General features: G+C 38.8%; 17 protein-coding genes and 1 pseudogene. 9 read left to right on the forward strand and 9 right to left on the reverse strand.

Annotated features, from left to right (window positions below; genetic code table 11):
* Positions 1-134 precede the first annotated feature (134 nt).
* The 3 genes from FZF08_RS00155 to FZF08_RS00165 are packed head-to-tail and all read left to right on the forward strand — an operon-like array spanning position 135 to position 2,132.
* Positions 135-1,028: an OmpA family protein gene (locus tag FZF08_RS00155; RefSeq protein ID WP_159466611.1), complete on the forward strand. Its 894-nt coding sequence runs from the start codon at positions 135-137 to the stop codon at positions 1,026-1,028.
* A gap of 29 nt (positions 1,029-1,057) precedes the next feature.
* Complete coding sequence (locus FZF08_RS00160) at positions 1,058-1,567, forward strand: hypothetical protein (protein WP_159466612.1); 510 nt, start codon at positions 1,058-1,060, stop codon at positions 1,565-1,567.
* A 40-nt stretch (positions 1,568-1,607) separates the two neighbouring features.
* A complete protein-coding gene (locus FZF08_RS00165) occupies positions 1,608-2,132 on the forward strand; it encodes a hypothetical protein (RefSeq protein WP_159466613.1) in 525 nt (174 codons plus the stop codon).
* A 72-nt stretch (positions 2,133-2,204) separates the two neighbouring features.
* On the opposite strand, the gene htpG is transcribed toward FZF08_RS00165, so the two are convergent.
* Positions 2,205-4,043, reverse strand: coding sequence for a molecular chaperone HtpG (gene htpG, locus FZF08_RS00170; RefSeq protein WP_159466614.1), 1,839 nt, complete (start codon positions 4,041-4,043; stop codon positions 2,205-2,207).
* A gap of 248 nt (positions 4,044-4,291) precedes the next feature.
* Between htpG and FZF08_RS00175 the strand changes: the two genes are divergently transcribed.
* Complete coding sequence (locus FZF08_RS00175; RefSeq protein ID WP_159466615.1) at positions 4,292-4,843, forward strand: hypothetical protein; 552 nt, start codon at positions 4,292-4,294, stop codon at positions 4,841-4,843.
* A 79-nt stretch (positions 4,844-4,922) separates the two neighbouring features.
* Here FZF08_RS00175 and FZF08_RS00180 read toward each other — a convergent pair.
* A pseudogene (locus FZF08_RS00180) lies at positions 4,923-5,624 on the reverse strand (MCP four helix bundle domain-containing protein).
* 158 nt (positions 5,625-5,782) lie between these two features.
* Positions 5,783-8,296, reverse strand: a complete 2,514-nt coding sequence (locus FZF08_RS00185; RefSeq protein ID WP_229216361.1) for a TonB-dependent receptor domain-containing protein — start codon at positions 8,294-8,296, stop codon at positions 5,783-5,785.
* Positions 8,297-8,627: 331 nt separating this feature from the next.
* Here FZF08_RS00185 and FZF08_RS00190 point away from each other — a divergent pair, with 331 nt between their 5' ends.
* Positions 8,628-9,362: a DUF6962 family protein gene (locus FZF08_RS00190; protein ID WP_159466616.1), complete on the forward strand. Its 735-nt coding sequence runs from the start codon at positions 8,628-8,630 to the stop codon at positions 9,360-9,362.
* 87 nt (positions 9,363-9,449) lie between these two features.
* Here FZF08_RS00190 and FZF08_RS00195 read toward each other — a convergent pair whose 3' ends face one another.
* From FZF08_RS00195 to FZF08_RS00220, 6 genes are all read right to left on the reverse strand, one after another.
* Entirely contained in the window at positions 9,450-10,085 is a 636-nt protein-coding gene (locus FZF08_RS00195) for a peroxiredoxin (RefSeq protein ID WP_159466617.1), read from the reverse strand.
* Positions 10,086-10,475: 390 nt separating this feature from the next.
* On the reverse strand, positions 10,476-11,816 hold the full coding sequence (locus FZF08_RS00200; protein WP_159466618.1) for a sigma-54 dependent transcriptional regulator: 1,341 nt from the start codon (positions 11,814-11,816) through the stop codon (positions 10,476-10,478).
* Between the two features lie 162 nt (positions 11,817-11,978).
* A complete protein-coding gene (gene pgl, locus FZF08_RS00205) occupies positions 11,979-12,707 on the reverse strand; it encodes a 6-phosphogluconolactonase (protein ID WP_159466619.1) in 729 nt (242 codons plus the stop codon).
* A gap of 12 nt (positions 12,708-12,719) precedes the next feature.
* Positions 12,720-14,225, reverse strand: a complete 1,506-nt coding sequence (zwf, locus tag FZF08_RS00210; protein WP_159466620.1) for a glucose-6-phosphate dehydrogenase — start codon at positions 14,223-14,225, stop codon at positions 12,720-12,722.
* Positions 14,226-14,237: 12 nt separating this feature from the next.
* Positions 14,238-15,650: an NADP-dependent phosphogluconate dehydrogenase gene (gene gndA / locus FZF08_RS00215; protein WP_159466621.1), complete on the reverse strand. Its 1,413-nt coding sequence runs from the start codon at positions 15,648-15,650 to the stop codon at positions 14,238-14,240.
* Between the two features lie 685 nt (positions 15,651-16,335).
* On the reverse strand, positions 16,336-16,890 hold the full coding sequence (locus FZF08_RS00220; protein ID WP_159466622.1) for a YcxB family protein: 555 nt from the start codon (positions 16,888-16,890) through the stop codon (positions 16,336-16,338).
* A gap of 313 nt (positions 16,891-17,203) precedes the next feature.
* Between FZF08_RS00220 and FZF08_RS00225 the strand changes: the two genes are divergently transcribed.
* The 4 genes from FZF08_RS00225 (at position 17,204) to FZF08_RS00240 (ending at position 21,765) form a co-directional block, all read left to right on the forward strand.
* On the forward strand, positions 17,204-19,264 hold the full coding sequence (locus FZF08_RS00225; protein ID WP_159466623.1) for a BatA domain-containing protein: 2,061 nt from the start codon (positions 17,204-17,206) through the stop codon (positions 19,262-19,264).
* Positions 19,265-19,368: 104 nt separating this feature from the next.
* Complete coding sequence (locus FZF08_RS00230) at positions 19,369-20,514, forward strand: 5-(carboxyamino)imidazole ribonucleotide synthase (protein WP_159466624.1); 1,146 nt, start codon at positions 19,369-19,371, stop codon at positions 20,512-20,514.
* Between the two features lie 40 nt (positions 20,515-20,554).
* Positions 20,555-21,046: a 5-(carboxyamino)imidazole ribonucleotide mutase gene (purE, locus tag FZF08_RS00235; RefSeq protein ID WP_159466625.1), complete on the forward strand. Its 492-nt coding sequence runs from the start codon at positions 20,555-20,557 to the stop codon at positions 21,044-21,046.
* Between the two features lie 59 nt (positions 21,047-21,105).
* Positions 21,106-21,765, forward strand: a complete 660-nt coding sequence (locus FZF08_RS00240; RefSeq protein ID WP_159466626.1) for a LysM peptidoglycan-binding domain-containing protein — start codon at positions 21,106-21,108, stop codon at positions 21,763-21,765.
* Positions 21,766-21,800: the final 35 nt, after the last annotated feature.

Raw genomic sequence — 21,800 nt, forward strand, 5'->3', positions numbered from 1 at the left:
AAAAATAGCCCTGATTGCATTGTGTCAGGGCTATTTTTTTATTTAATCGTTTGTTGCATACAGTTGTAGAGGAATTATATTGTGACCGAATAGATTTTTTCAGTCAAAAAGTAAATTAAATCCCTACAACACATATGTCAAACAACAAAACAATCTGGTGGTTATTACTTATTGGCTGGATGGCTGGCTCGGCCTACTGGCACGTTTGTAAAATTAAGCTCCTCTGCGATGCACCACTTACAAGCTCAACTGTTATTTCAACAACAGCCCCTGCGATTTCACCATTAACAATCGTTGATGGAACCGAGCTCAATCTAACTTCTTCCGGAAACTTCGGGTTTGCAAAATCTGGTGCCAATGCCAATTTTAATGGCGTACAAGCAGAAATTGATTCCCTGGCTTTATTTGCTGCTGCTAATCCTGGAAAAATGATTACGATTACCGGCTCGTATTCGTCACAGGAAACCAATGCAACCACTTTCCCTAATCTGGGAATTGCCCGTGCAGCGGCTATTAAAAACTATTTTACCAGCAAAGGTCTAGCTGATTCTATTTTTGTTTTGAACGGTCAATTAAATGACGGTATCGTTTTTAGTCCCGACTCACTTCACGGCGGCATTGATTTTACTTTTGCCAAAAGAATTGCAGTTACTGAAAACGATCTTGCGAATGAACAGAAATATGAAAGTATTTTTAAACCGCTGGATCTGTATTTCCCAACCGCAAGCACAGAATATATTAAAACCGGAGAAAATCAGAAATTCCTGATTGAGGCTAAAAAGTTTTTATCTGAAAATAAAGACAAAAAATTACTTTTGACCGGTTATACCGATAGCGACGACAGTGCAGAATGGAATTTGAAACTTTCTAAAAAGAGAGCGGAAATCGTAAAGGCAAAATTTGTTTCGCTGGGAGTTCCTGCCGACAGGATTTCAACCGATGGCAAAGGCGAAGCTGATCCTAAAGCTTCCAACAATACACCGGAAGGTAAACGTGCCAATCGCCGTGTTACCATTGTTGTCCAATAGCTATTTTATTACTCAAAACACATTATAACATGTTTCAATTAAATCCTCTTGCAAATCCTGACGCTTTGTGGCAGCATATTTTGATGCTCGTTGTGGCGGCAATTCTCGGATATATTATTGGCTATCTAACGGGTAATTCTGTTATCACCCAACTTGAAAATGAACTTGGCCGATTGGACAGTGATCTGGAATATTGTAGAATTCAGAAAAAGGTACAAAAAACGGCTTCTAATACAACCCGTGAAGGTTTTACCGGCATTGCTGTTGCAACTGAAAAAGTACAGCATGATGACTTGAAGATTATCGAAGGTGTGGGCCCAAAAATCGAAAGTGTTTTGAATACTGCGGGAATCTATTCATTTTATCAATTAAGTCAGAAAACGCCTGAACAGATCTCGGCAATTCTTTCGAGTTCTGATTCCCGTTTCCAGGTACACGATCCCGCTACATGGCCACGTCAGGCTGAACTGGCTTCCAAAGGAAGTTGGGATGAATTGAAGGCATGGCAGGATATCCTCAACGGCGGCCGCGAAGAATAGTCTAACTGATCAATCTTTTAAGATAACGATATAAGAAATCATGATGCTTTTACAACTCAATCCATTCAGTAAGCCTGTGGCTATTTCTGAAATATTAATTCTGCTGATCATCGCAGCTTTTGTCGGGTGGCTTATTGCCCGACTGATTACAAACGGACGTATACGAGTACTCCGTGAATCAATTTCTGAAAGGAAAATTGAACTTGCCGACTGCCGTGCTCAGCAGCTTGAATTTAAATCTGTTGAAACAACACTGGTAGGTAAGGCTTCCAAAACAGTTTATCCAACTGCAATACAGGCAGATCCTGCAAAAGCGGAAGACTTCAAAATAATTGAGGGAATTGGACCTAAAATTGAGGAGCTTATTAATAAGGAAGGTATTTACACGTACGAACAGTTGTCGAATACCAATCCTATAAGAATATCCAATATTCTTAAAAATGCCGGACCACGTTTTCAAATGCACGATCCAAGCAGCTGGCCACAACAGGCAAAGCTTGCAAATGAAAAAAGATGGCAGGAATTGCAAATCCTGAAAGACAAATTGATTGCAGGGAGACAGTAATAAAATTTTCTCTTAAAACAAAAAATCCGCTCTCGTTATGAAAGCGGATTTTTTCGTTAAAAATTATTTCAATTATAAACCAACAACTGTACGCTGGATGAATTGAGTCAAATCACTTCCAATTAGGAGTCCCTGCGACAAAAGTGCAAGATCATAAACTTGTTTTGCCAGCGATTTTTGTTCTTCTTCATTTTCAGTATTCAAAATACGTCCGATTATCGGATGGTTTGCATTTACTGAAATTGTGTACATCAAAGGCATATTTCCAAACATCGACGGCTGTCCCGAAGAAGCCTGCATATCCGTCATACGACGCATAAATTCAGGGAAAGTAATTACTACCGGCAATTCATCGACCGGCATTGCCTCAATCTGAACATTACCTGCTTTGCTATTTACAACAGCTTCAAAAAGCGTTTTAGCCTTGTCAGATTCTTCTGTTGACAGAATGCTCTCCAGCGTTACGTCTTTTTCGATCAGCTTGTCAAGCGTATCCGCATCCACACGTTTAACCTGGATTTTTTCAACCTTTTGTTCCAACGCATTGATAAAATGAGAATCAATTACGCTTGTCAAAAGAAGAACGTCATAACTGCGTTTTTTTGCTGACTGAATGAAGGCATCCTGTTTCTTTTCATCCGTTGTATACAACCAAACCTGCATTTCATTTTTGTCGGTCTGATTTTCTTTAACGGCCTCTTTGTATTCTTCAAAGGTGAAATATTTGCCGTCAACATTTTTTAACAAGCAGAAATCCTTCGCTTTTTCATAGAATTTCTCATCGCTGATAATTCCGTATTTTACGAATAATCCAATGTCATCAAATTTTCCTTCAAATCCGGCGCGGTCATTTTTGAAAATTTCAGATAATTTATCCGCTACTTTACGCGTAATATATCCGTTAATTTTCTTTACATTCCCATCAGCCTGAAGATAACTTCTTGAAACGTTCAAAGGAATATCCGGAGAATCGATTACACCGTGTAATAGTTGAAGGAAATCAGGAACGATATCTTTTACTTCGTCCGTAATGAATACCTGACGACTGTAAAGCTGGATTTTTTCGCGTTGCCCCTGGAAATCGTTTTTCAATTTTGGAAAATATAGAACTCCCGTCAGATTGAAAGGATAATCCACATTCAAATGGATCCAGAATAACGGATCCTCGCTAAAAGGATAAAGTTCTTTGTAGAAAGAAATATAATCTTCATCTGTCAGATCCGATGGATTTTTTGTCCAGATCGGGTTTGGATTGTTGATGATCTTGTCTTCAAATTCAATCTCGATCGGTAAGAATTTACCATATTTATCAAGAATTCCTTTCAGGCGATCTTCTTCTAAAAATTCTTCCGAATCGGCAGCGATATGAAGAATAATATCTGATCCGCGATCCGCCTTTTCGGCTGATGTTAATTCATATTCGGTCGATCCGTCACATATCCAGCGAACAGCTTCCGAGCCATCTTTGTAGGATTTGGTAATAATCTCAACATTTTCCGCAACCATATAGGCCGAGTAAAATCCAAGACCAAAGTGACCTATGATTCCTTTGTCACCTTTCCCGTCCTCACCTTTGTCTTTATATTTTTCAACAAATTCGGTAGCTCCTGAAAAAGCGATCTGATTGATATACTTTTTAATTTCATCGGCAGTCATACCGATACCGTTATCGCTGATAGTAATGGTTTTAGCTTCCTTATCAAGCTTAACCACAACTTTCAGATTTCCAAGTTCACCATTGAACTCGCCATAAGAAGCAAGTTTTTTGATCTTCTGACTTGCATCAACAGCATTTGAAACTAATTCACGCAAAAATATTTCGTGGTCCGAATAAAGGAATTTTTTAATGATCGGGAATATATTTTCGGTATGAATGCTAAGATTTCCTTTTTCCTGAATCACTGATTCCATAATTTTTATGTTTATTGAATATTATATTTTAGAATTATTTTCTCGTTTGCAATACTGTATAAAAATTTGCGTTCCAATAAGAATTATGACGAAACCAGTATGACAGATTGTCAGCACAGAAGCACATTTATTGATATCTGTTTGAAGTTGGTTACTGCGAGGCTTTTTAGTAATTTTGCATTCTCTACATTTTATAAAAAGAAAAACATTTTGACAATCAGTTAATACTGAAACACGAATTAAAAACCATGAATCTAATTAAAAAACTATTTGTCGGTCTGGCACTTATCGCAGCAGTATCGGGCTGTACAACCACGAATTCAATTCCATTTACAAACTATACTGTTTTTACTGAAGACCTGCGCAAGGATCTGGAAAATGCGGGAATTCCATTGAGTAAAGTTCAGTTTTTCAATGACAAGGCAATTACAATCCGCAGGGAAGTGAGTGACCCGAATGATATCAAAGTAAATCCTGAGGGGAAAATCAGTATTAATAATGGTAAAAGTATCCAGACTATTAACGTGCGTCTTTTCACTCCTGGTGTAGCACTTGGATCAAGCAGCGGAGCTATTTCTGTTTCCTGGGATGATACTCAGACTGATAAAAAAGGTATGAAATTCAATTTGAGCGGACAGAATTATTTCCTTGATATCCTGCCTAACAATAAATTTAGCTACAAAGACCGCACGTTTGATCTTCAATCCGGAAACGGAGCTCGTCTTTTTGTTAGCAAAGATTTATTGAAACAGGTAAGCAATCAGCGTGAAACATTGAAAGGCCGTAAAGTAGGTCAATAAGAATATCAGGATTAAAATAAATAAGACGGATCGTTGAGCTCAAAGCTTTTCGATCCGTCTTTTCTTTTGTTTTATACTATCAATTCATATGAAAGTTTTGGCCCTTTGTTTTTAAAATTTTAGGGTCATTAATAATCCTTGAATTTTTGATCAAAACCAGAATAATCAGTCCTAAAACCACCGCAAGTGCAATCTGTAAAAATGAAAGCATAGCAAAACCCGAAAAATCAGTTTTAGATTTTAGCATTAATTTACTCCCTACGTCTGACTGGATTTTGGCAAGTTCGTTAAGATGAATAACTGAATTTTGAAAGGCAACAGCTCCTTCTCCCTCAAAAATTTGTTTAGCCAACACGAGATTACCGGCTTTCTGATTTTCTATAATTTGCTTTTCCAGTAAAATATACGTGCTGAGTTTATTTTTCAAATCTGAAAGAATTATGGCTTCCTCCTATACCAGATACGTTTTTTCAAATGCTTTGGTCAACGAATCCAAATTTTTATCGTACTGAATTAAATGGAATAAAATAGCTGGATGCTCCGTAACGTCTTCCGAAAAAAGATATTTTTCCAGGGAAAGCCGTTTGTTATAAACATTTTCAGTGAGGTAAATAATCGTTGTAGCCGGAATAAGCCTGTCCTCATAAATGGAGGATAACGATTTATCAATTCCGTTAATGTTATTTCTGGATAAAACAGTTCCCAGAACTATGACAACCATAATTCCGCCCAGAAGCAAACTGGCTTTGAGTTTTTGCTGAATAATAAATGACCATTTCATTGCTGAGAAATTCAGATGAATAATTAAACTTTCAACTTAAATCTACAAATTTATTGACATATGACGAGATCTAAACTATTATATTAAAGAAAGAAAAATCATAAACAAAAAAAGACCAACCTGAAAGTTGGTCTTTGATATTATGCCTTATAAAAATCCTAGTTATTTTCACCTCCTCCTTTTACATCTGAATTGGAAACCGAGCGCGTTTTACGCTTGGGCGCGTCGAAACTCATTTTCCCAATGGTATAGCTAAAAGTTATCTTAAAATTTCGATTGTAAAGTTGCGTTTGACTGGTTTGCCCAAAAATCGGTGATTGAAGATCCGAAGTAAATCTTACACCTTTCGTCATGAAGTTTTCAGCACCAAAGCCAATACTTCCTTTTTTGTTATTGAAATCTCTTTTGAAGCCAAGCGAGTACATATAAAATCCGGTTCTTGAACCTTGCAATTGCACTTCCTTACCCCGATAAAAAGCAAAAGCCTGTAATCCCCATCCCTTTTTCAAGGAAATCTGAGACATGATCCTTCCACCATAATTGAATCCGGAGTTACTAACCGGTACAGAAATACCAGATTCATTTGTAGTTTGTCCCTCCATATGTGATTGCAATAAATCAATACTTCCATTAACTGTCCATTTTGAAGTCAGATAAACGTTGGCAAAAACGTTGGCACCGTACGCACGCTGCTTACCAATATTTTCATAGGTGGTAACAATGGCACCGGCAAGTGTATCAATGGTAGTCCGAACCTGCGTGATCGAATTATTTGTATTACGGGCGAAAACGGAAATATTCAGATAAGTCTTTTTGATGTTGGTGCTCAAACCCGCTTCAAAGTTGTTGGTAAGCTCAGGACTTAATGATGGATTTCCCATGCTGATGCTTTGCGGATTTGCAATGTTTACATTTGGATTTAGCTGCTGAATACCGGGACGCTGTAATCTTCTGTTATACGCGACTTTAATTGTAGTGGCATCCGTAACATTTTTAGAAAGATTTATACTCGGAACCAGGTTTCCATAACTTGGGATTGATATCTTCCCCTTATCGCCCATATCGGCACTAATTCCGGTATATTCGTAACGTGTTCCGGCTTTGATCGTGTATTTATTTTTTGTTGTCAAAGTGTAAGAAACGTAACCGGCAGCAACATTCTGATTATAATTCAAAGTACCGGAAGGGTTGTTCGGATTGATTGTAAAATCGCCTGACTCACTTGCCATCAGATATTTATAATCACTGTTTACCTTACGGAAAATTCCTTTTGCACCAAATTCCAGTAACTGGTTTTTCTTAATTGGTGTTTGGTAATCCGTTTGAAGCGTAAATTCGTTGTTAGAATTCCCGTTGACATTTTTCAGTCGGCTACCTACATTTCCACTCGTATTTAGAATATCGGTATTGAAATTATTCGTCAGATTAGTACGACTGTAAAGTGTGGAAAAACTCCATTCCTGCTGAGGTTTGAACGTACGTACATAATCTACGTTCATGTCAATAGTTCCCGAAAGGTCTTTGCGGTCCACTTTACGTTGTGAACTTGCAGTAGCAACCGAATTTGTTAACTGATCGATAAACAGATTTTGCTTTTGGATAAAGTTTCGGGTTCCATAACGTACACCGGCTGAAAGTGCCTGATTTTTGCCCAGGTCATAATCAAAACCCAAAGAATATTGTCCGAATATACCTCGGTCCTTGGCATTCGAATTTTGTTTGGTAGAAAAAATATCACTTCCAGATTTTGTATCCTGATCCAGTACCGATGTAGCTTTATTATAAAATGCCCGACCAAATCCTCCCAAGGTAAAACCCATTTTTCCTTTACGATAACTTCCATTCAAACCAAGATTAGTACCGCGGTTTCCAACTCCGGAATCAACATTGAGCGTCAGTCCTTGTAAGTTATTTTTCTTGGTAATAATGTTGATAATCCCGCCTGATCCTTCCGCATCGTATTTTGCGGAAGGTGAAGTGATCACTTCTACGGATTTAATCATATCGGCCGGAATCTGTTTCAGCGCATCGGCCACATTGCTGGCAATGATTGTTGAAGGCTTATTATTAATCAAAACACGAATGTTGGAACTTCCGCGTAACGAAACATTTCCATCCAAATCAACCGATAACATTGGCACTTTTCTTAAAAGATCTGATGCGTCGCCACCTTTTGAAGTAATATCTTTTTCTGCGTTATAAACCAGTCTGTCTACTTTTTCCTCCACCATTGACTTTTCACCGGTAATCGTTACTTCGTCCAGAGTTTTAGTATTTGCCGACATTTTGATCGTTCCCAAATCAACATTTTTACCGCTCTCTACGACCACAGTTATAGATTTATCTTTAAATCCGATGAATGAAAACAACAATTTGTATTTTCCAGCAGCAACGCCCGTTATTTCAAATTTTCCTTTGTCATCCCCTACTGCTCCGTCAAGCACTTTGTTGTCTGAAAAATTAACCAGAGCAACACTTACAAATTCAACCGGTTTCGCAGCCGCCGAATCTGACACTAATCCCGAGATTTTAGAATTACCCATGGGTATGACAGCAGTCTTCGAAATATTTGAAGGTGCCAACGGACCCTGTGCATTACTTAAATGTGCCTGTAAAAATAAAATTAAGACAAGAGCTGTTACTTTAAAACGCATTAAAAAAAATCTTCTCATGGTTGAATAATTAATTGTCAGGAGGGTCAGTTTTGTTCTTGAACACATTTCCCGACACAAAGAAATAATATGCATTTCACATCTATTCAGGAAATAGACCAGCAACTCGATTTTGTCTACCAGTAGTACTTTTCGCCTGACTAATTTTGCCATTCACAAAAAGGAAACGGCCTCGAAAACCCTGAAATATAATTTTACCAGTACTGGCACAATATTAATAAAGAGAGGTTTATCTCGAAGTGTGTTGCAGACCAGAACACTTTTGTTCTTATTTTTGAGAAAATTAATTTTTAACCCAGGTCTTTTTTACTCCTATTAAGATTTTCTTTCAATGAATGATGTTATCATAGATTTCAGCAAAGTTCACCAGATAAAACTTTTTGGCATTACCATTCTGGAACCTTCAACTGTTATTTCCAGCCTGTTGATGGCTATTGTCTGCTTTTACGCGTTTGTGCAATTGGGCAGACTTGCGCGTGTGCACCGGATGTATAGTCAGATACGATATTTCTTTCTGTTTATGGGAATTGCCACAGTAATTGGCGGTGTTTTGGGACACGGATTTCTGTATATAACCGGACAACCCGGTAAAATCCCCGGATGGTTTTCCAGTATGATAGCGGTGGCCTTGTTTGAAAGAGCTGCAATCTGGCATATTAAACCCCTTTTAAAACCAAAATTCGGCTCCTGGCTCGGATATCTTAATTATTTCGAGTTAACGCTGTTCTTTGTTTTGACATTAGTTACGCTCAATTTCGTAGTTGTTGAAATCCATGCTTTTTACGGGCTGTTTCTGATGTTGTTTATGATTGAAATTTATGTTTACAAACACAAAAAAGATCCGGGAAGTGTCAACATTTTTATAGCAACCGGGCTTGGTGCATTGGCAGCAGGCTTTCACGCACTAAAATTTAGTTTCGGACCGTGGTTTAACTATAACGACATCAGCCACATTCCAATGGCTGCTTCAATCTGGTATTATTATCAGGGAGCCAAACACATGACCTTTTACGGCACTCCTGTGATTGAGCCGGAAGAAATTGAAAAGTCGGAAGTGGAAAACTAGAATTGTAAAAAATAAAAATCCTCCAATTTTATCATTCCTTCTAAGGATAAAATTGGAGGATTTTTATTTGGGGGCCGCCTTAACCTATTATTTATTAGGCTGCGGCGTGTAACGAAGATATGGTTTTACAATACGTAAACCTTTTGTAAATTTCTTTTCTGCATCTTCTGTACTTACAGAAGGAACAACGATCACGTCTTCCCCATCTTTCCAATCTGCTGGTGTAGCCACAGAATAGTTTGCAGTTAACTGAAGTGAATCAATTACACGAATAATTTCATTAAAATTACGTCCGGTTGAGGCCGGGTAGGTAAGCGTAAGTTTAATTTTTTTGTCCGGACCGATAATAAATACCGAACGAACTGTTGCTCTTTCGCTTGCATTTGGGTGAATCATATCATACAATTCAGCGACTTTGCGTCCCTCATCAGCAATGATTGGAAAATTAACAACGGTATCATTTACTTCATTAATATCCGGAATCCAGCGGTTGTGAGAATCTATATCGTCAACACTTACAGCTAATACTTTAACATTACGTTTCTCAAATTCACCGCTTAAAAGTGCAGTTTTACCAAGTTCAGTGGTACATACCGGCGTAAAATCGGCAGGGTGAGAAAATAATAGTCCCCAGCTCGTTCCTAACCACTCATGAAATTTTATTGGTCCTTGTGTAGTATTTGCCTCGAAATCCGGGGCAATATCTCCTAATCGAAGTGACATAACTAAATAGGTTTAAAATTGAATTGATAATCTACTAACATTATAGACTTTAACACAAAAGTAGATAATAAGTTTTAAATTAAATACTTATTCTTATCGTGCGTCAAAGGGAAAATCCTATTAAAATCAAAAACAAAAATTAGCGAAATCCTTAAAAGATCCAATTTTAACCTCATTTTAAGCTAGGTTTAATTGTGTTTTAATTAAATTGAGGCTCCTTTGATATTGAAATAACAAAGGATTGTAAGAAGAAATTTTCTTATCAGGAAAAATGGTTCGGTAAGATTCAAGTAGGAAAAATTATGTTAATCTGTCAATATTAAAATGCAACAAGTTGTAATTAAAAACGGCCACTAATTAGAGGCCGTTTTTTTTATTCAACACAAAATCTTAGTGAATATTATATTCTTCCAATTTCCGGTAGAGCGTTGCAATTCCAATTTCGAGTAATCTGGCGGTTTCTGCCTTATTTCCTTTGGCGTAATTCAGGACTTTCTGAATATGCAGTTTTTCAATACTTTCCATTGAAAATGCAGAAAGCTGACCGTTTTTCGCAGCCGGTTCGGATTGTTGGATTTCGAAAGGTAAACTTTCTATATCAAGCTGATCATCACTTAAAATCACGGCCCGTTCAATTACATTTTTCAATTCACGAATGTTACCAACCCATTTATAAACTTCCAGTTTTTTGAGAAATTCATCCGTATAAGTCAACTTTTTTTTATTCATTTTTGCTGAAAACTGATGGACAAAAAATTGAAGTAACGGTTCTATGTCCTTCACTCTTTCCCGAAGCGGCGGAAGCTGAATCTGAAAAACATTTAATCTGAAATACAAGTCCGACCGGAACCTCTTTTCTTCACTCTCTATCTTCAAATCGCGATTCGTAGCCGCTATTAACCGAAAATTAGATTTTGTTGTTTTCGTATCTCCAAGTTTAATAAATTCATTTGTTTCCAATACCCGGAGAAGTTTAGCCTGTAATTCGAGCGGCATTTCTCCAATTTCATCCAGAAATAAGGTGCCGTTGTTGGCTTCTTCTATTAACCCTTTTTTATCTTTATTGGCACCAGTAAAAGCGCCCTGTTTGTATCCAAACAATTCACTTTCGAGAATATCTTTCCCAAAAGCTCCACAGTTCAGAGCAACAAACGTTTTTCCAGCCCGCTGACTGGCTTGATGAATTCCCTGTGCAAAAACTTCTTTTCCCGTCCCCGTTTCTCCTGTAAGTAACACGTTGGTGTCATTAGGAGCCACTTTTTGGGCTAACTCAATGGCTTGCTGAATTGATTTTGATTTACCAATCACCGACTGAAAAGAAAATTTATCTTCAACCCTTTTTTCCAGTTCTTTAACACGCTTTTGTAATTGTACTTTTTCGATAGCGCGGTGCAAGAGTGGAATAATCTTGTCATTATCATCTCCTTTTACGATGTAATCAAAAGCACCGTTTTTCATGGCCTGCACGCCATCTGCAATGTTCCCATAGGCCGTCAGCAAAATCACCTCAACCTGAGATTTTTTCTGTTTGATTTTAGAAACCATATCCACTCCGCTTCCGTCAGGAAGTTTTACATCACATAAAACAACATCAATATCATTTATTTCAACGCTTTTTAAACCTGATTTACAATCTCCTGCTTCAAGTACATCAAAGCCTTCTGATTTCAGAATTCTAGCCAAAAGAGCACGAAGTTTTTCTTCGTCGTCAATAATTAATACAGTTTTCAAGGCGTTTTTATAGGATTGAGTAAGAGATCAAATGTAAGATGAATTCGGGAGTGTGCCTATTAAAATCCTGGTTTGCTAATAGGGATTTCTTATATTTTTAAAACAGAAAAGGGAAAGACACTTAGAATAGCGTCCTTCCCTATTTATATTTTTATAGAACAATTATGCTTTTAAACCAGCTGCCGCAGCTTCGTCAATAAACCAGAGAAGTTGTCCTTTTGCTGGTTTGATAACCTGTGAAGGATACTTATCAGGTTCAAATTCTCCTTCCAAAACATGCTTCAAAGTTTCTGCTTTTCCTGTCCCAACAGCCAAAAACACAACTGCGGCTGATTGATTGACAACGGGAGCCGTAAGCGTAATACGGTACATATCCTGAGCCGGTAAGAAGAAAGAAGTTACCCACGCATCTTTTTCATGTATCACAGAGGTCCCCGGAAATAAAGACAAAGTATGTCCATCATCTCCCATGCCCAGTAATACAAAATCAAACGTTGTTTCCTCGCCTTCAAAATACTGCTTTAATATTTTTTCATATTCCGCAGCAGATTCTTCCGCTCCGATATCCGTACGCATCACATGGATATTTTCAGCTTTCACACCTACTTTATCCAGAAGCTCATCGTACGCCATTTTAGCATTATTACGTGAATCTTCAAAAGGAACGGCTCTTTCATCACCCCAGAAAAAATGAATTTTTTCCCATGGAATACTTTCATTGTATGGTTTGGCGGCGAGTAAAGTATAAAGAAGCTTCGGCGTGCCGCCACCTGAAAGAACAAAAGTGAACCGATCCTTTTTCGTCAATACTTCGTTTATGTAATTACTGATCCATTCGGCAAGCTCTGTGCTCAACTGTACGGAGTCATTGGCAATATGAAGTTGTCCCATAGTTTGATATTTTTAAGCTGACGGTGTATTAATCCATGCATGCCCTTCGCGCGCAATTAACTGATCGGCTGCATCCGGGCCCCATGATTCCGGCGCATAATTTGGAAAATCAGCTGGTTTGTTATTTTCCCAGTTTTCCAAGATCGGCATAATAACTTTCCAAGCCGCTTCAACCTGATCGCCACGCATAAATAGTGTTGCATCGCCTTCCATTACATCCAGAAGTAAAGTTTCATAAGCCTCAGGCGCATGATCTTTTGACGCATCGTCATAACTGAAAGTCATATTAACCGGATCAAGTGTCATCGTCTGACCAGGACGTTTCACCTGAAAACTCAGGCTGATATCCATTTCAGGTTGAATACTGATCGTAAGTTTATTGGAATGCCAGATATCCTCAGCTTCTGACGGGAATGCATTATGCGGGGCAGATTTGAACTGCAAGGTAATGTGGGTAGCTTTCTGATTTAAATATTTCCCGGTACGGACGTAAATCGGAACACCCTGCCAGCGCCAGTTATCAATATAGAATTTTGCAGCAGCAAAAGTATCAATTGCCGATTCAGGATTAACGCCTTTTTCCTCACGGTACCCAACTACTGCTTCGCCTTTTTTGGTACCGCTTGAATACTGTCCGCGAACCGCATGCTCATGAACTTTGTCCGGAGAAATCCTTCGAATTGCATTAAGCACATCTACCTTTTTATTCCTGATCTCATTAGCATCGAAAGAAACCGGAGCTTCCATCGCTACCATGCACAGGATTTGCAAAATGTGGTTTTGAACCATATCACGCAACGCACCAGAATTTTCAAAATAGCCACCACGACCTTCCAAACCTACACTTTCCGCAGCTGTGATCTGAATATGATCAATGTAATTCCGGTTCCAAAGCGGTTCGAACAAAGCATTTGCAAAACGCAAAGCCAGGATATTCTGTACCGTTTCTTTTCCCAGATAATGATCAATCCTGAAAATCTGCTCTTCCTTGAACATGCCGGAAAGCAGTGCATTCAATTCATGTGCACTTTTTAAATCATGTCCAAAAGGTTTTTCAACCACAATTCTGGTACAATGAATATCACTGCAAAGATTAAGTGCACCAAGTTTGGTCGCAATAGAAGGTACTAGCTGCGGAGCAACGGCCAGATAAAAAATCACATTGGGATGCTGGCCCCATTCTGCTTCTTTTTCTTTTACAAGATCCGTTATTTTATGATAAGCTGCTGCATCATCTCCATCCATTTGAAGATAGGAAACATGCTGGCTGAAATCTTCCCAATGCTCATTTTGCTCATCTTTCCGTCTGGAAAACTTCGTAATTCCATCCAGCAAATGACCGTGGTATTCTTCATTACTATAAGCACTCCTCCCGATACCTGCAATTGCAAATTTTTCGGGCATCCATTCGTCAAGGAAAAGATTATAAAGCGCTGGTGTTAATTTTCTATAATTTAAATCACCGCTGCCTCCAAAAATAAATAATATAGAAGCAGGCGGCCTCTTACTAGTTTTCATAAAAGTTACTTTTTAATGATTCCATTCCGTGTGGAAAGAGCCTGAAATATCAGTGCGCTGGTAGGTGTGAGCTCCAAAATAATCACGTTGCGCCTGAATAAGATTTGTCGCCATACGTTCAGTACGGTACGCATCAAAGTAAGCAAGTGACGACATAAATGCCGCAGCCGGAATACCACTCAAAGCAGCCTGCGCAACTACCGCACGTGTGTTGCCCTCAGCAGATTTCACAAGAGATGCAACACCTGAATCCAATAAAATGTTAGACAAATCCGGCGACTGTTTGTAAGCCTGTGTAAATGTTTCCAACAAGGTTGAACGGATGATACATCCACCACGCCAAACACTTACTACTTCCGGCAAAGGAATATCCATAGCAAGTTCTTTCGATGCCTGATAAAGCATGGCCAAACCTTGGGCATAACTTAATATCGTAGCAAAATATAATGCATCATGAACCTGCTTAACCCATTCCTCAATCGAAACGTTAAGCGCTGCGCCCGATTCATTATACAATGCTGAGGCTTTCACTCTTTCATCTTTATAACCTGAAATTGTACGCATCGCAACAGCAGTATCAATCACTGGAACGGCAACAGGCAATTCCATAGAATCTTGTGAAGTCCATTTGCCGGTTCCTTTTGAACCTGCTTTATCCGAAATCACATCCAGTAAACGTGCACTTGTTTTATCATCATTTTGCAGGAAAATATCGGCGGTAATTTCTACCAGAAAAGATTGAAGCGCACCTTCATTCCATCTTTTGAAAGTTTCATGAAGTTCGTCATTGCTAAGTCCTGCATGTTTCAATAAGGTATATGCCTCACTGATCAACTGCATAATAGCATACTCAATACCATTATGAACCATTTTGACATAATGTCCGGCACCTTCTTTTCCAAGATATGCCACACAAGGCTCACCATTTACTTTGGCCGAAATTGCTTCAAGCAAAGGTTTTACATGGCCATACGCTTCAATATCACCACCAGGCATAATGCTTGGACCGGTACGCGCACCCTGCTCACCGCCGGAAACACCAACGCCCATGAAATGAATGTCTTTTTCACGCAGATATTTAACCCGGCGTAAAGTATCCGTATAATGCGAATTTCCACCATCAATTATTATATCACCTTTTTCAACCAAAGGCAATAAAGATTCTATCACATCGTCAACCGGCTTTCCGGCTGGCACAAGCATCATAAGCTTGCGCGGACGTTGTAACTGCTGCACCATATGTGCAAGATCCGGAACTCCTTTTACGGTAGTGCCTTCTGTTGCCGCTGCTTCCAGCGCAGCAGTTTTGGTTTCGTCCTTATCAAAACCAATAACAGAAAAACCGTGATCAGCTGTGTTCAGTAGCAGGTTTCTACCCATTACTCCCAACCCAATCATTCCAAAATCGAAGAGGTTATTTGACATAAATTAAGATCTGTTGAAACAAGAAGCCGTAAAAATAGGCTTTTTTCATACTGGTTTTACGATTTTAGAGCTTCTTTGGTTCATGATCCAGGAAAAGGTTTGTTTTTAATATTATTAACAGGTCTAAATTTTTCGGTTGGATATCAAAATTGAAATACTAATAACAGTTTAAAATATTGATATACAAATGTTTGCAATTTCTGAATTTGAGTATACTATTTTGCAAGTAAACAGGCTAGGTCAAAATTCAATTTATTTCTATTAAAGCAAATATTGGTTGAGATTATGTCGCCCTGCGCGGGCCTCCCTTTAAGGGTTAGGCATCACTAATTTTTTCATTTCTATAATAATGTCATCCCTTCGGGATTTTTACTTCGGTTATATCTTGATGCATATTATCGCCTCACCGAAAAAAGCACTTAAAAATAAAATCATTCAAGGAAATAAATTTTGAATACCAGGGATCCAATCCCGACGGGATGACAGTATTATAGCAAAAAAACCTCAATAATCTGCGCCTAAACCCCAAAGGGGTGACATAATTATATTAATAAATTCCTGAACCCCGACCAGCGGGAAATATTAATTCCTGACATTCCAATTGTCAAACAATCCACATAAAACAAAAAAAGCGAAAACCGGAGACTTCCCAATTTTCGCTTTTCTAATTATTTCAAACAAAAGACTACTTTTCTTTCAGAAATTCTTTTTGTTTTAATATTCTTTCAAAAACTTTAACATCATGTTCCGAAGTAAAAATTGAAAATGGAAGCTGTACAAACTGACCTCTTGAAATGATCATAATGTAAGAATCCTCGTTCTTATAAACTTCCTGAATTTGTTCCCATTTCATGATGCTGCCTTCTTTTGCATTCATTTTCATCAAAATCTGACGGTTGTCAATTTCGTATGAAAACTTTTCAAACATGGGCTTATACTGAGCAAGTTGTGTAATCCCCGTGAATTGAACAACCCAGAACAAAACGTAAAGTAGAGAGGCAACAACAATAACAATATAAATCCAGTAATTTGGATAAACATCTGTAAGACTTACAACTGCGTTTATAAGAAGCAAAGCAACAGGCAATAACACCCATTTAATCTGCGACTTAAAGAAATGCTTCATGGCAATGGTAATATATGTCTTCGTTGGCAACGCATACCTTTTCGTGCGAACCGCTGCCGGATTCGTAGGCATTTGATAAACAGGCTGGTGTTTGTTCACCGATACTTTGGCCATAATTCCTTTAAAAATTAATCAATTTCTTTATTTACTAAAAATTGCTGCACGTCGTGACGATTTAGCAACCACTAAATGAATTACAAAGTTAGAAAAAAGCTGTCGACTTATCAGAAAGCAGACGAAATAAATAGCTTGGAGAGCTTTTAGGTCTTAGTGATTAGCTTTTGGAGGTGGCACTAAGTAATAAAAAGCAAAAGTTTATCATCCGATATTTGAAAAATTTACGTTCTTTAAGATATCAAATTCCTATGAGCCCAAAACTGACAGCCGATTGCCGAAAGCCGACTGCTAAATAAACATTCAATCATAAATGAGTTTTCTTTTTCCGTCATTCTTGTGGGGTTTACTGGCCATATCGGTTCCGATAGCCATTCATATATTTAATTTCCGGCGTACAAAACGTGTTTATTTTACCAATGTCGCTTTTCTAAAAGCGGTAGAAACACAAACACGCTCGATCCGCAAAATAAAACACTGGCTGATTCTGGCTGCTCGTACTTTGGCAATTATTTGTTTGGTACTTGCCTTTGCCCAGCCTTTTTTGCCGGGTAAAAACGATGCCGCGGTAGACCGAAAAGGGATAACAAGTTTGTATCTTGACAATTCGTTCAGCATGCAAAATGAATCGAACAGCAAACGGTATCTTGATATTGCCACAACAAGACTGAATGATTTGCTGGGATTATTTAAAAATGCCTCATCATTACAGCTTGTTACAAACGATTTTTCGTCTCAGGAACAAGGCCTTTATCCGGCTGAAAAAATCAGAGATCGGTTTACAACAATCGGACTTTCGCATACATCCCGTACTTTGGAGCAGATTTACAAGCGTCAGGAAAATCTGGTTACAAAACATCAGAGCACAGGTAAAAACCAGTTTTTCTGGTTTTCTGATTTTCAGAAAAGTACAGCAGGCGATTTGTCCAAATTAAAAACCGATACGGTGAACAGGCTTTTTCTGGTACCTGTGCAGGCCGTTGCAGAGAAGAATGTATTTGTAGATTCCGTCTGGCTGAATACGCCTTTCATCCGTGAATTACAGAACAATATTCTTTTTGTAAAAGTGAGCAATTCAGGTAGTGAAGAGGCAAAAAAGATTGTTTTGAAATTAAGTCTGGATAATACGCAGTCGTCAACAGCATCGGTTAATGTGCCAGCCAATGGAAGTGCAATTGCTAAATTTAATTTCAATCTGAAAGGAAAAGGCTACAAAAAGGGAAGAATCACTTTTGACGATTTTCCGGTGACTTTTGACAATGACTATTATTTTGTTTTAAATGCTTCTCCGCTTATTCGTATTCTTCATATATATGGACAAAAGCAGGAAGGTAATTATATTGATAATGTCTATGCAAATGACAGTTTGTTTGCGCTTCAAAGTTATTCAGCACAAAATGTAGATCCCGGCCTGATCAAAAATTCTGATATGGTAGTGCTCGAAGGTGTTGAACAGCCGGGTGGTACTTTGGCTCAGGAGATTCAGGATTTTGTACGAAAAGGTGGCAGCCTTACCGTAATTCCTCCTTCCCTGCCCAATGCAACAAGTTATGTTTCATTGCTGCAAAGTTTTGGAGTTAATGGGTTGACCTCCGAAAAGAATACTTCTCATGAGCTAATTGCCATAGCAGCGCCCAACCGGAATAATCCATTTTTTAGTGACGTTTTTGAAGAATCGGTCCGGCAGGAAATAAATTTGAATTTACCTTCCGCATCGCCAACCTGGAATTGGACGAATGCGGGACAATCACTTTTGTCGCTACGCAGCGGCCAGCCTTATCTCAATCAGATTTCGGGAGGAAAGGGGAAAATATATTTATTTTCGGCTCCGTTGAATCCAGAGTTCGGATCCATGGCGCAGCATGCGATTTTTGTCCCGATCATGTATAAAATGGCGGCGTTAAGCGTAAGAGCTCAACGCACGGCTTTCACATTTGATGAAAATCCGATTGCGCTGACTGTTACCAACGAAAGTCAAAATACGGTTTACAAATTGAAGCGAAACAAAACGGAACTGATTCCTTCCCAAAAAATCGTAGGAAATCAGCTTTTACTGGAAATCCCACAAGGCGACCAGCTTGGAAACGGACTGGATGCAGGTTATTTTGAATTGATCAAAGACAATAAAACGGAGCAATTAATTGCCCTGAATCATAGTAGTGGAGAATCCCGTCTTGATTACTATTCACCGGCTGAACTGAGAAATATTTTTTCAGGCCAAAAAAATGTACAGGTTTTTGACAAAATTGATGATGATGCTTTTGCAAAAGAATTTCAACAGCAAAATTTTGGAACCAGTCTCTGGAAATATTTTTTATATGCCGCACTTTTGTTTTTGCTAGTCGAAATCGGCTTAATCAGGTTTATGAAATGATTTAAAGTAGGCTAAGTAGCTTATCCAATCGCGATTATTGGTGCAAACAGTTTTAAGTTCGCAGTTTTTCCACCAATTTTGCACAAATACAATCGAACTACTAAATGCTTTCATCCCGAATAGGTATTCTTGGCGGTGGTCAATTAGGACTTATGCTTTTGCAGGCCGCCATAGACTGGAACCTTGATATTCACATTTTAGATCCTGACGCAGAAGCGCCCTGCCGCAAAATTGCCCCGAAATTCACACAAGGTTCTTTGCAGGATTATGACACTGTTTACCAGTTTGGTAAGAATCTTGACGTTATCACCATTGAAATAGAAAAGGTAAATGTTGAAGCGCTGGAAGCTTTGGAAAAAGAAGGAAAGAGGATTTATCCCCAGCCTTCGGTAATCCGCAAAATCCAGGACAAAAGAATCCAGAAACAATTTTACCTTGAAAAAGGACTTCCGACTGCAGAATTTGTCTTAACAGAAAATCGCGAGGATGTACGAAATTTCATTGATTTCCTACCTGCTTTTCACAAACTTGGACGCGATGGTTATGACGGTCGCGGCGTGCAACGTGTGACATCCGAAGCCGATATTGAAAAAGCGTTTGACCAGCCCGGATTACTGGAAAAAGCGGTTGCTTTTGAAAAAGAGCTGGCCGTAATCGTTGCCAGAAATCCGTCAGGAGAAATTAAATGTTTTCCTACCGTGGAAATGGTTTTCCACCCTGAATTAAATCTCGTCGAATATCTTTTTGCACCTGCGGAAATCAACGCAGAAACCGATCAGAAAGCACAGGAAATTGCTAAAAAAACAGCAGAATCTTTTGGGATTGTGGGTTTGTTGGCAGTTGAATTATTTTTAACAGCTGATGACGAAGTACTTATTAATGAAGTGGCTCCACGCCCGCATAACAGCGGCCACCACACAATCCGCGCCAACGCAACTTCACAATATGAACAACATTGGCGGGCTATTCTGGATCTGCCTTTGGGTAGTACCGAAACCTATGCGCCGTCTGCAATGGTGAATTTATTGGGTGAAGATGGTTTTGAAGGTCCGGCAGTATATGAAGGAATGGAAAAGCTACTGGCAACGGATCAGGTTTTTCCGTTTTTATATTGGAAAGCGATCACCAAACCTTTCCGGAAAATGGGCCATATAACCATCATGGATCACGACCTGGCTTCGTTAAAAGCTAAGGTAGATTTTGTTAAAAAGAATATCAGAGTAATAAGCAGTTCTCAAATTGAAAAATAATAATTGCCGTTTTAAAAGGTGATTGATAAAATATAAAAAAATGGTAGGAATAATCATGGGAAGCCTGTCGGACCGGAAGGTAATGCAGGAAGCAGCAGATGCACTAAACGAGCTTGGAATAGCGTTTGAAATGGAAATTGTTTCCGCGCACCGTACACCTGAAAGAATGCTTGAATATGCTGCCAGTGCACGTCAGCGGGGTTTGAAAGTAATTATTGCCGGTGCTGGCGGAGCAGCGCATTTACCCGGAATGGTAGCTTCACTTACCTCTTTGCCCGTTATTGGAGTACCGGTTTTGTCGAGTAATTCCATTGATGGCTGGGATTCTGTTTTATCGATTTTACAAATGCCTTCGGGCGTTCCGGTTGCCACAGTAGCCCTGAACGGTGCAAGAAATGCAGGAATTCTTGCGGCACAAATAATCGGAGCGAGCGATACTAATGTTGCTAACCGACTGGATATCTTTAAAGAAGGATTGAAAGAGAAAGTCGCTGCGATGAATAAGGAATTAAAAAATGAAGTTGTAAAGTAACGTTGGTTTATTATTTTCGTATCAAGTAAAGTCACTGTCAATTGAATCATCAATAAACTATGGAAGACGAAAGCCCAAAAAAACGAAACATACGTCCTACCGAAAAATCCAACCTGCCAATTATTACTTTATTTGTGTTGGTATTGTTGGTTTTGGCAATGCTTTATGTAGGCTATGAATACGTTTCTGATGATTCCACAAATTCCGAAGAGCTGACTTCAACAGTTAAGGATACCACTGAGGATAAAACAGTTACCGAGGAACCCGTTGCAGAAGAAGAATCCGAAGATCCCGTAATCAGGAAAAAACCGAAAGCAACCGAAGAAAAGGATAAAGAAAAAACGAAGGAAAAAGAGAAAGACAAAAAAGAGGAGCCTAAGAAAATGGAAGATGCCAAAGTAGTGGCTTCAAAAATTGGTGGCCGGGAAATTACACGCACCGTAAAAGGTGGTGAAACTTTCTCTTCTCTTGCCAGTCGTTATAATCTTACGACAGAAACGCTAAAAGCTTTGAATCCATCAATTACAGAATTAAAATCAGGAGACAAACTCAAAATCCGCGTGAAGGCAGTGCATACCGTTGGCGCCGGTGATATTTTAAAAGTGGTTTCCGGAAAATATGATGTAAGTAAGGAAGCTATCATGAAGGCGAATGGAAAAACAAAAGATATAGCCAGTCGTGGTGAAGAGCTTGTCATTCCTTTTCCTACGAAGAGATAAAAAAAATGACCCCGATTGCTAAAATCGGGGTCATT

The organism is Dyadobacter sp. 3J3 (assembly GCF_009801115.1).
Classification (GTDB): Bacteria; Bacteroidota; Bacteroidia; order Cytophagales; family Spirosomataceae; genus Dyadobacter.

Bases quoted from the DNA above. Each gene is read 5' to 3' on its own strand.
- FZF08_RS00185 (WP_229216361.1), bottom strand. From the start codon at position 8,296: ATGAGAAGATTTTTTTTAATGCGTTTTAAAGTAACAGCTCTTGTCTTA.
- FZF08_RS00225 (WP_159466623.1), top strand. From the start codon at position 17,204: ATGAGTTTTCTTTTTCCGTCATTCTTGTGGGGTTTACTGGCCATATCG.
- FZF08_RS00230 (WP_159466624.1), top strand. From the start codon at position 19,369: ATGCTTTCATCCCGAATAGGTATTCTTGGCGGTGGTCAATTAGGACTT.
- FZF08_RS00220 (WP_159466622.1), bottom strand. From the start codon at position 16,890: ATGGCCAAAGTATCGGTGAACAAACACCAGCCTGTTTATCAAATGCCT.
- FZF08_RS00240 (WP_159466626.1), top strand. From the start codon at position 21,106: ATGGAAGACGAAAGCCCAAAAAAACGAAACATACGTCCTACCGAAAAA.
- FZF08_RS00190 (WP_159466616.1), top strand. From the start codon at position 8,628: ATGAATGATGTTATCATAGATTTCAGCAAAGTTCACCAGATAAAACTT.
- FZF08_RS00175 (WP_159466615.1), top strand. From the start codon at position 4,292: ATGAATCTAATTAAAAAACTATTTGTCGGTCTGGCACTTATCGCAGCA.
- FZF08_RS00195 (WP_159466617.1), bottom strand. From the start codon at position 10,085: ATGTCACTTCGATTAGGAGATATTGCCCCGGATTTCGAGGCAAATACT.
- gndA (WP_159466621.1), bottom strand. From the start codon at position 15,650: ATGTCAAATAACCTCTTCGATTTTGGAATGATTGGGTTGGGAGTAATG.
- FZF08_RS00165 (WP_159466613.1), top strand. From the start codon at position 1,608: ATGATGCTTTTACAACTCAATCCATTCAGTAAGCCTGTGGCTATTTCT.
- FZF08_RS00160 (WP_159466612.1), top strand. From the start codon at position 1,058: ATGTTTCAATTAAATCCTCTTGCAAATCCTGACGCTTTGTGGCAGCAT.
- zwf (WP_159466620.1), bottom strand. From the start codon at position 14,225: ATGAAAACTAGTAAGAGGCCGCCTGCTTCTATATTATTTATTTTTGGA.
- pgl (WP_159466619.1), bottom strand. From the start codon at position 12,707: ATGGGACAACTTCATATTGCCAATGACTCCGTACAGTTGAGCACAGAG.
- purE (WP_159466625.1), top strand. From the start codon at position 20,555: ATGGTAGGAATAATCATGGGAAGCCTGTCGGACCGGAAGGTAATGCAG.
- FZF08_RS00155 (WP_159466611.1), top strand. From the start codon at position 135: ATGTCAAACAACAAAACAATCTGGTGGTTATTACTTATTGGCTGGATG.
- htpG (WP_159466614.1), bottom strand. From the start codon at position 4,043: ATGGAATCAGTGATTCAGGAAAAAGGAAATCTTAGCATTCATACCGAA.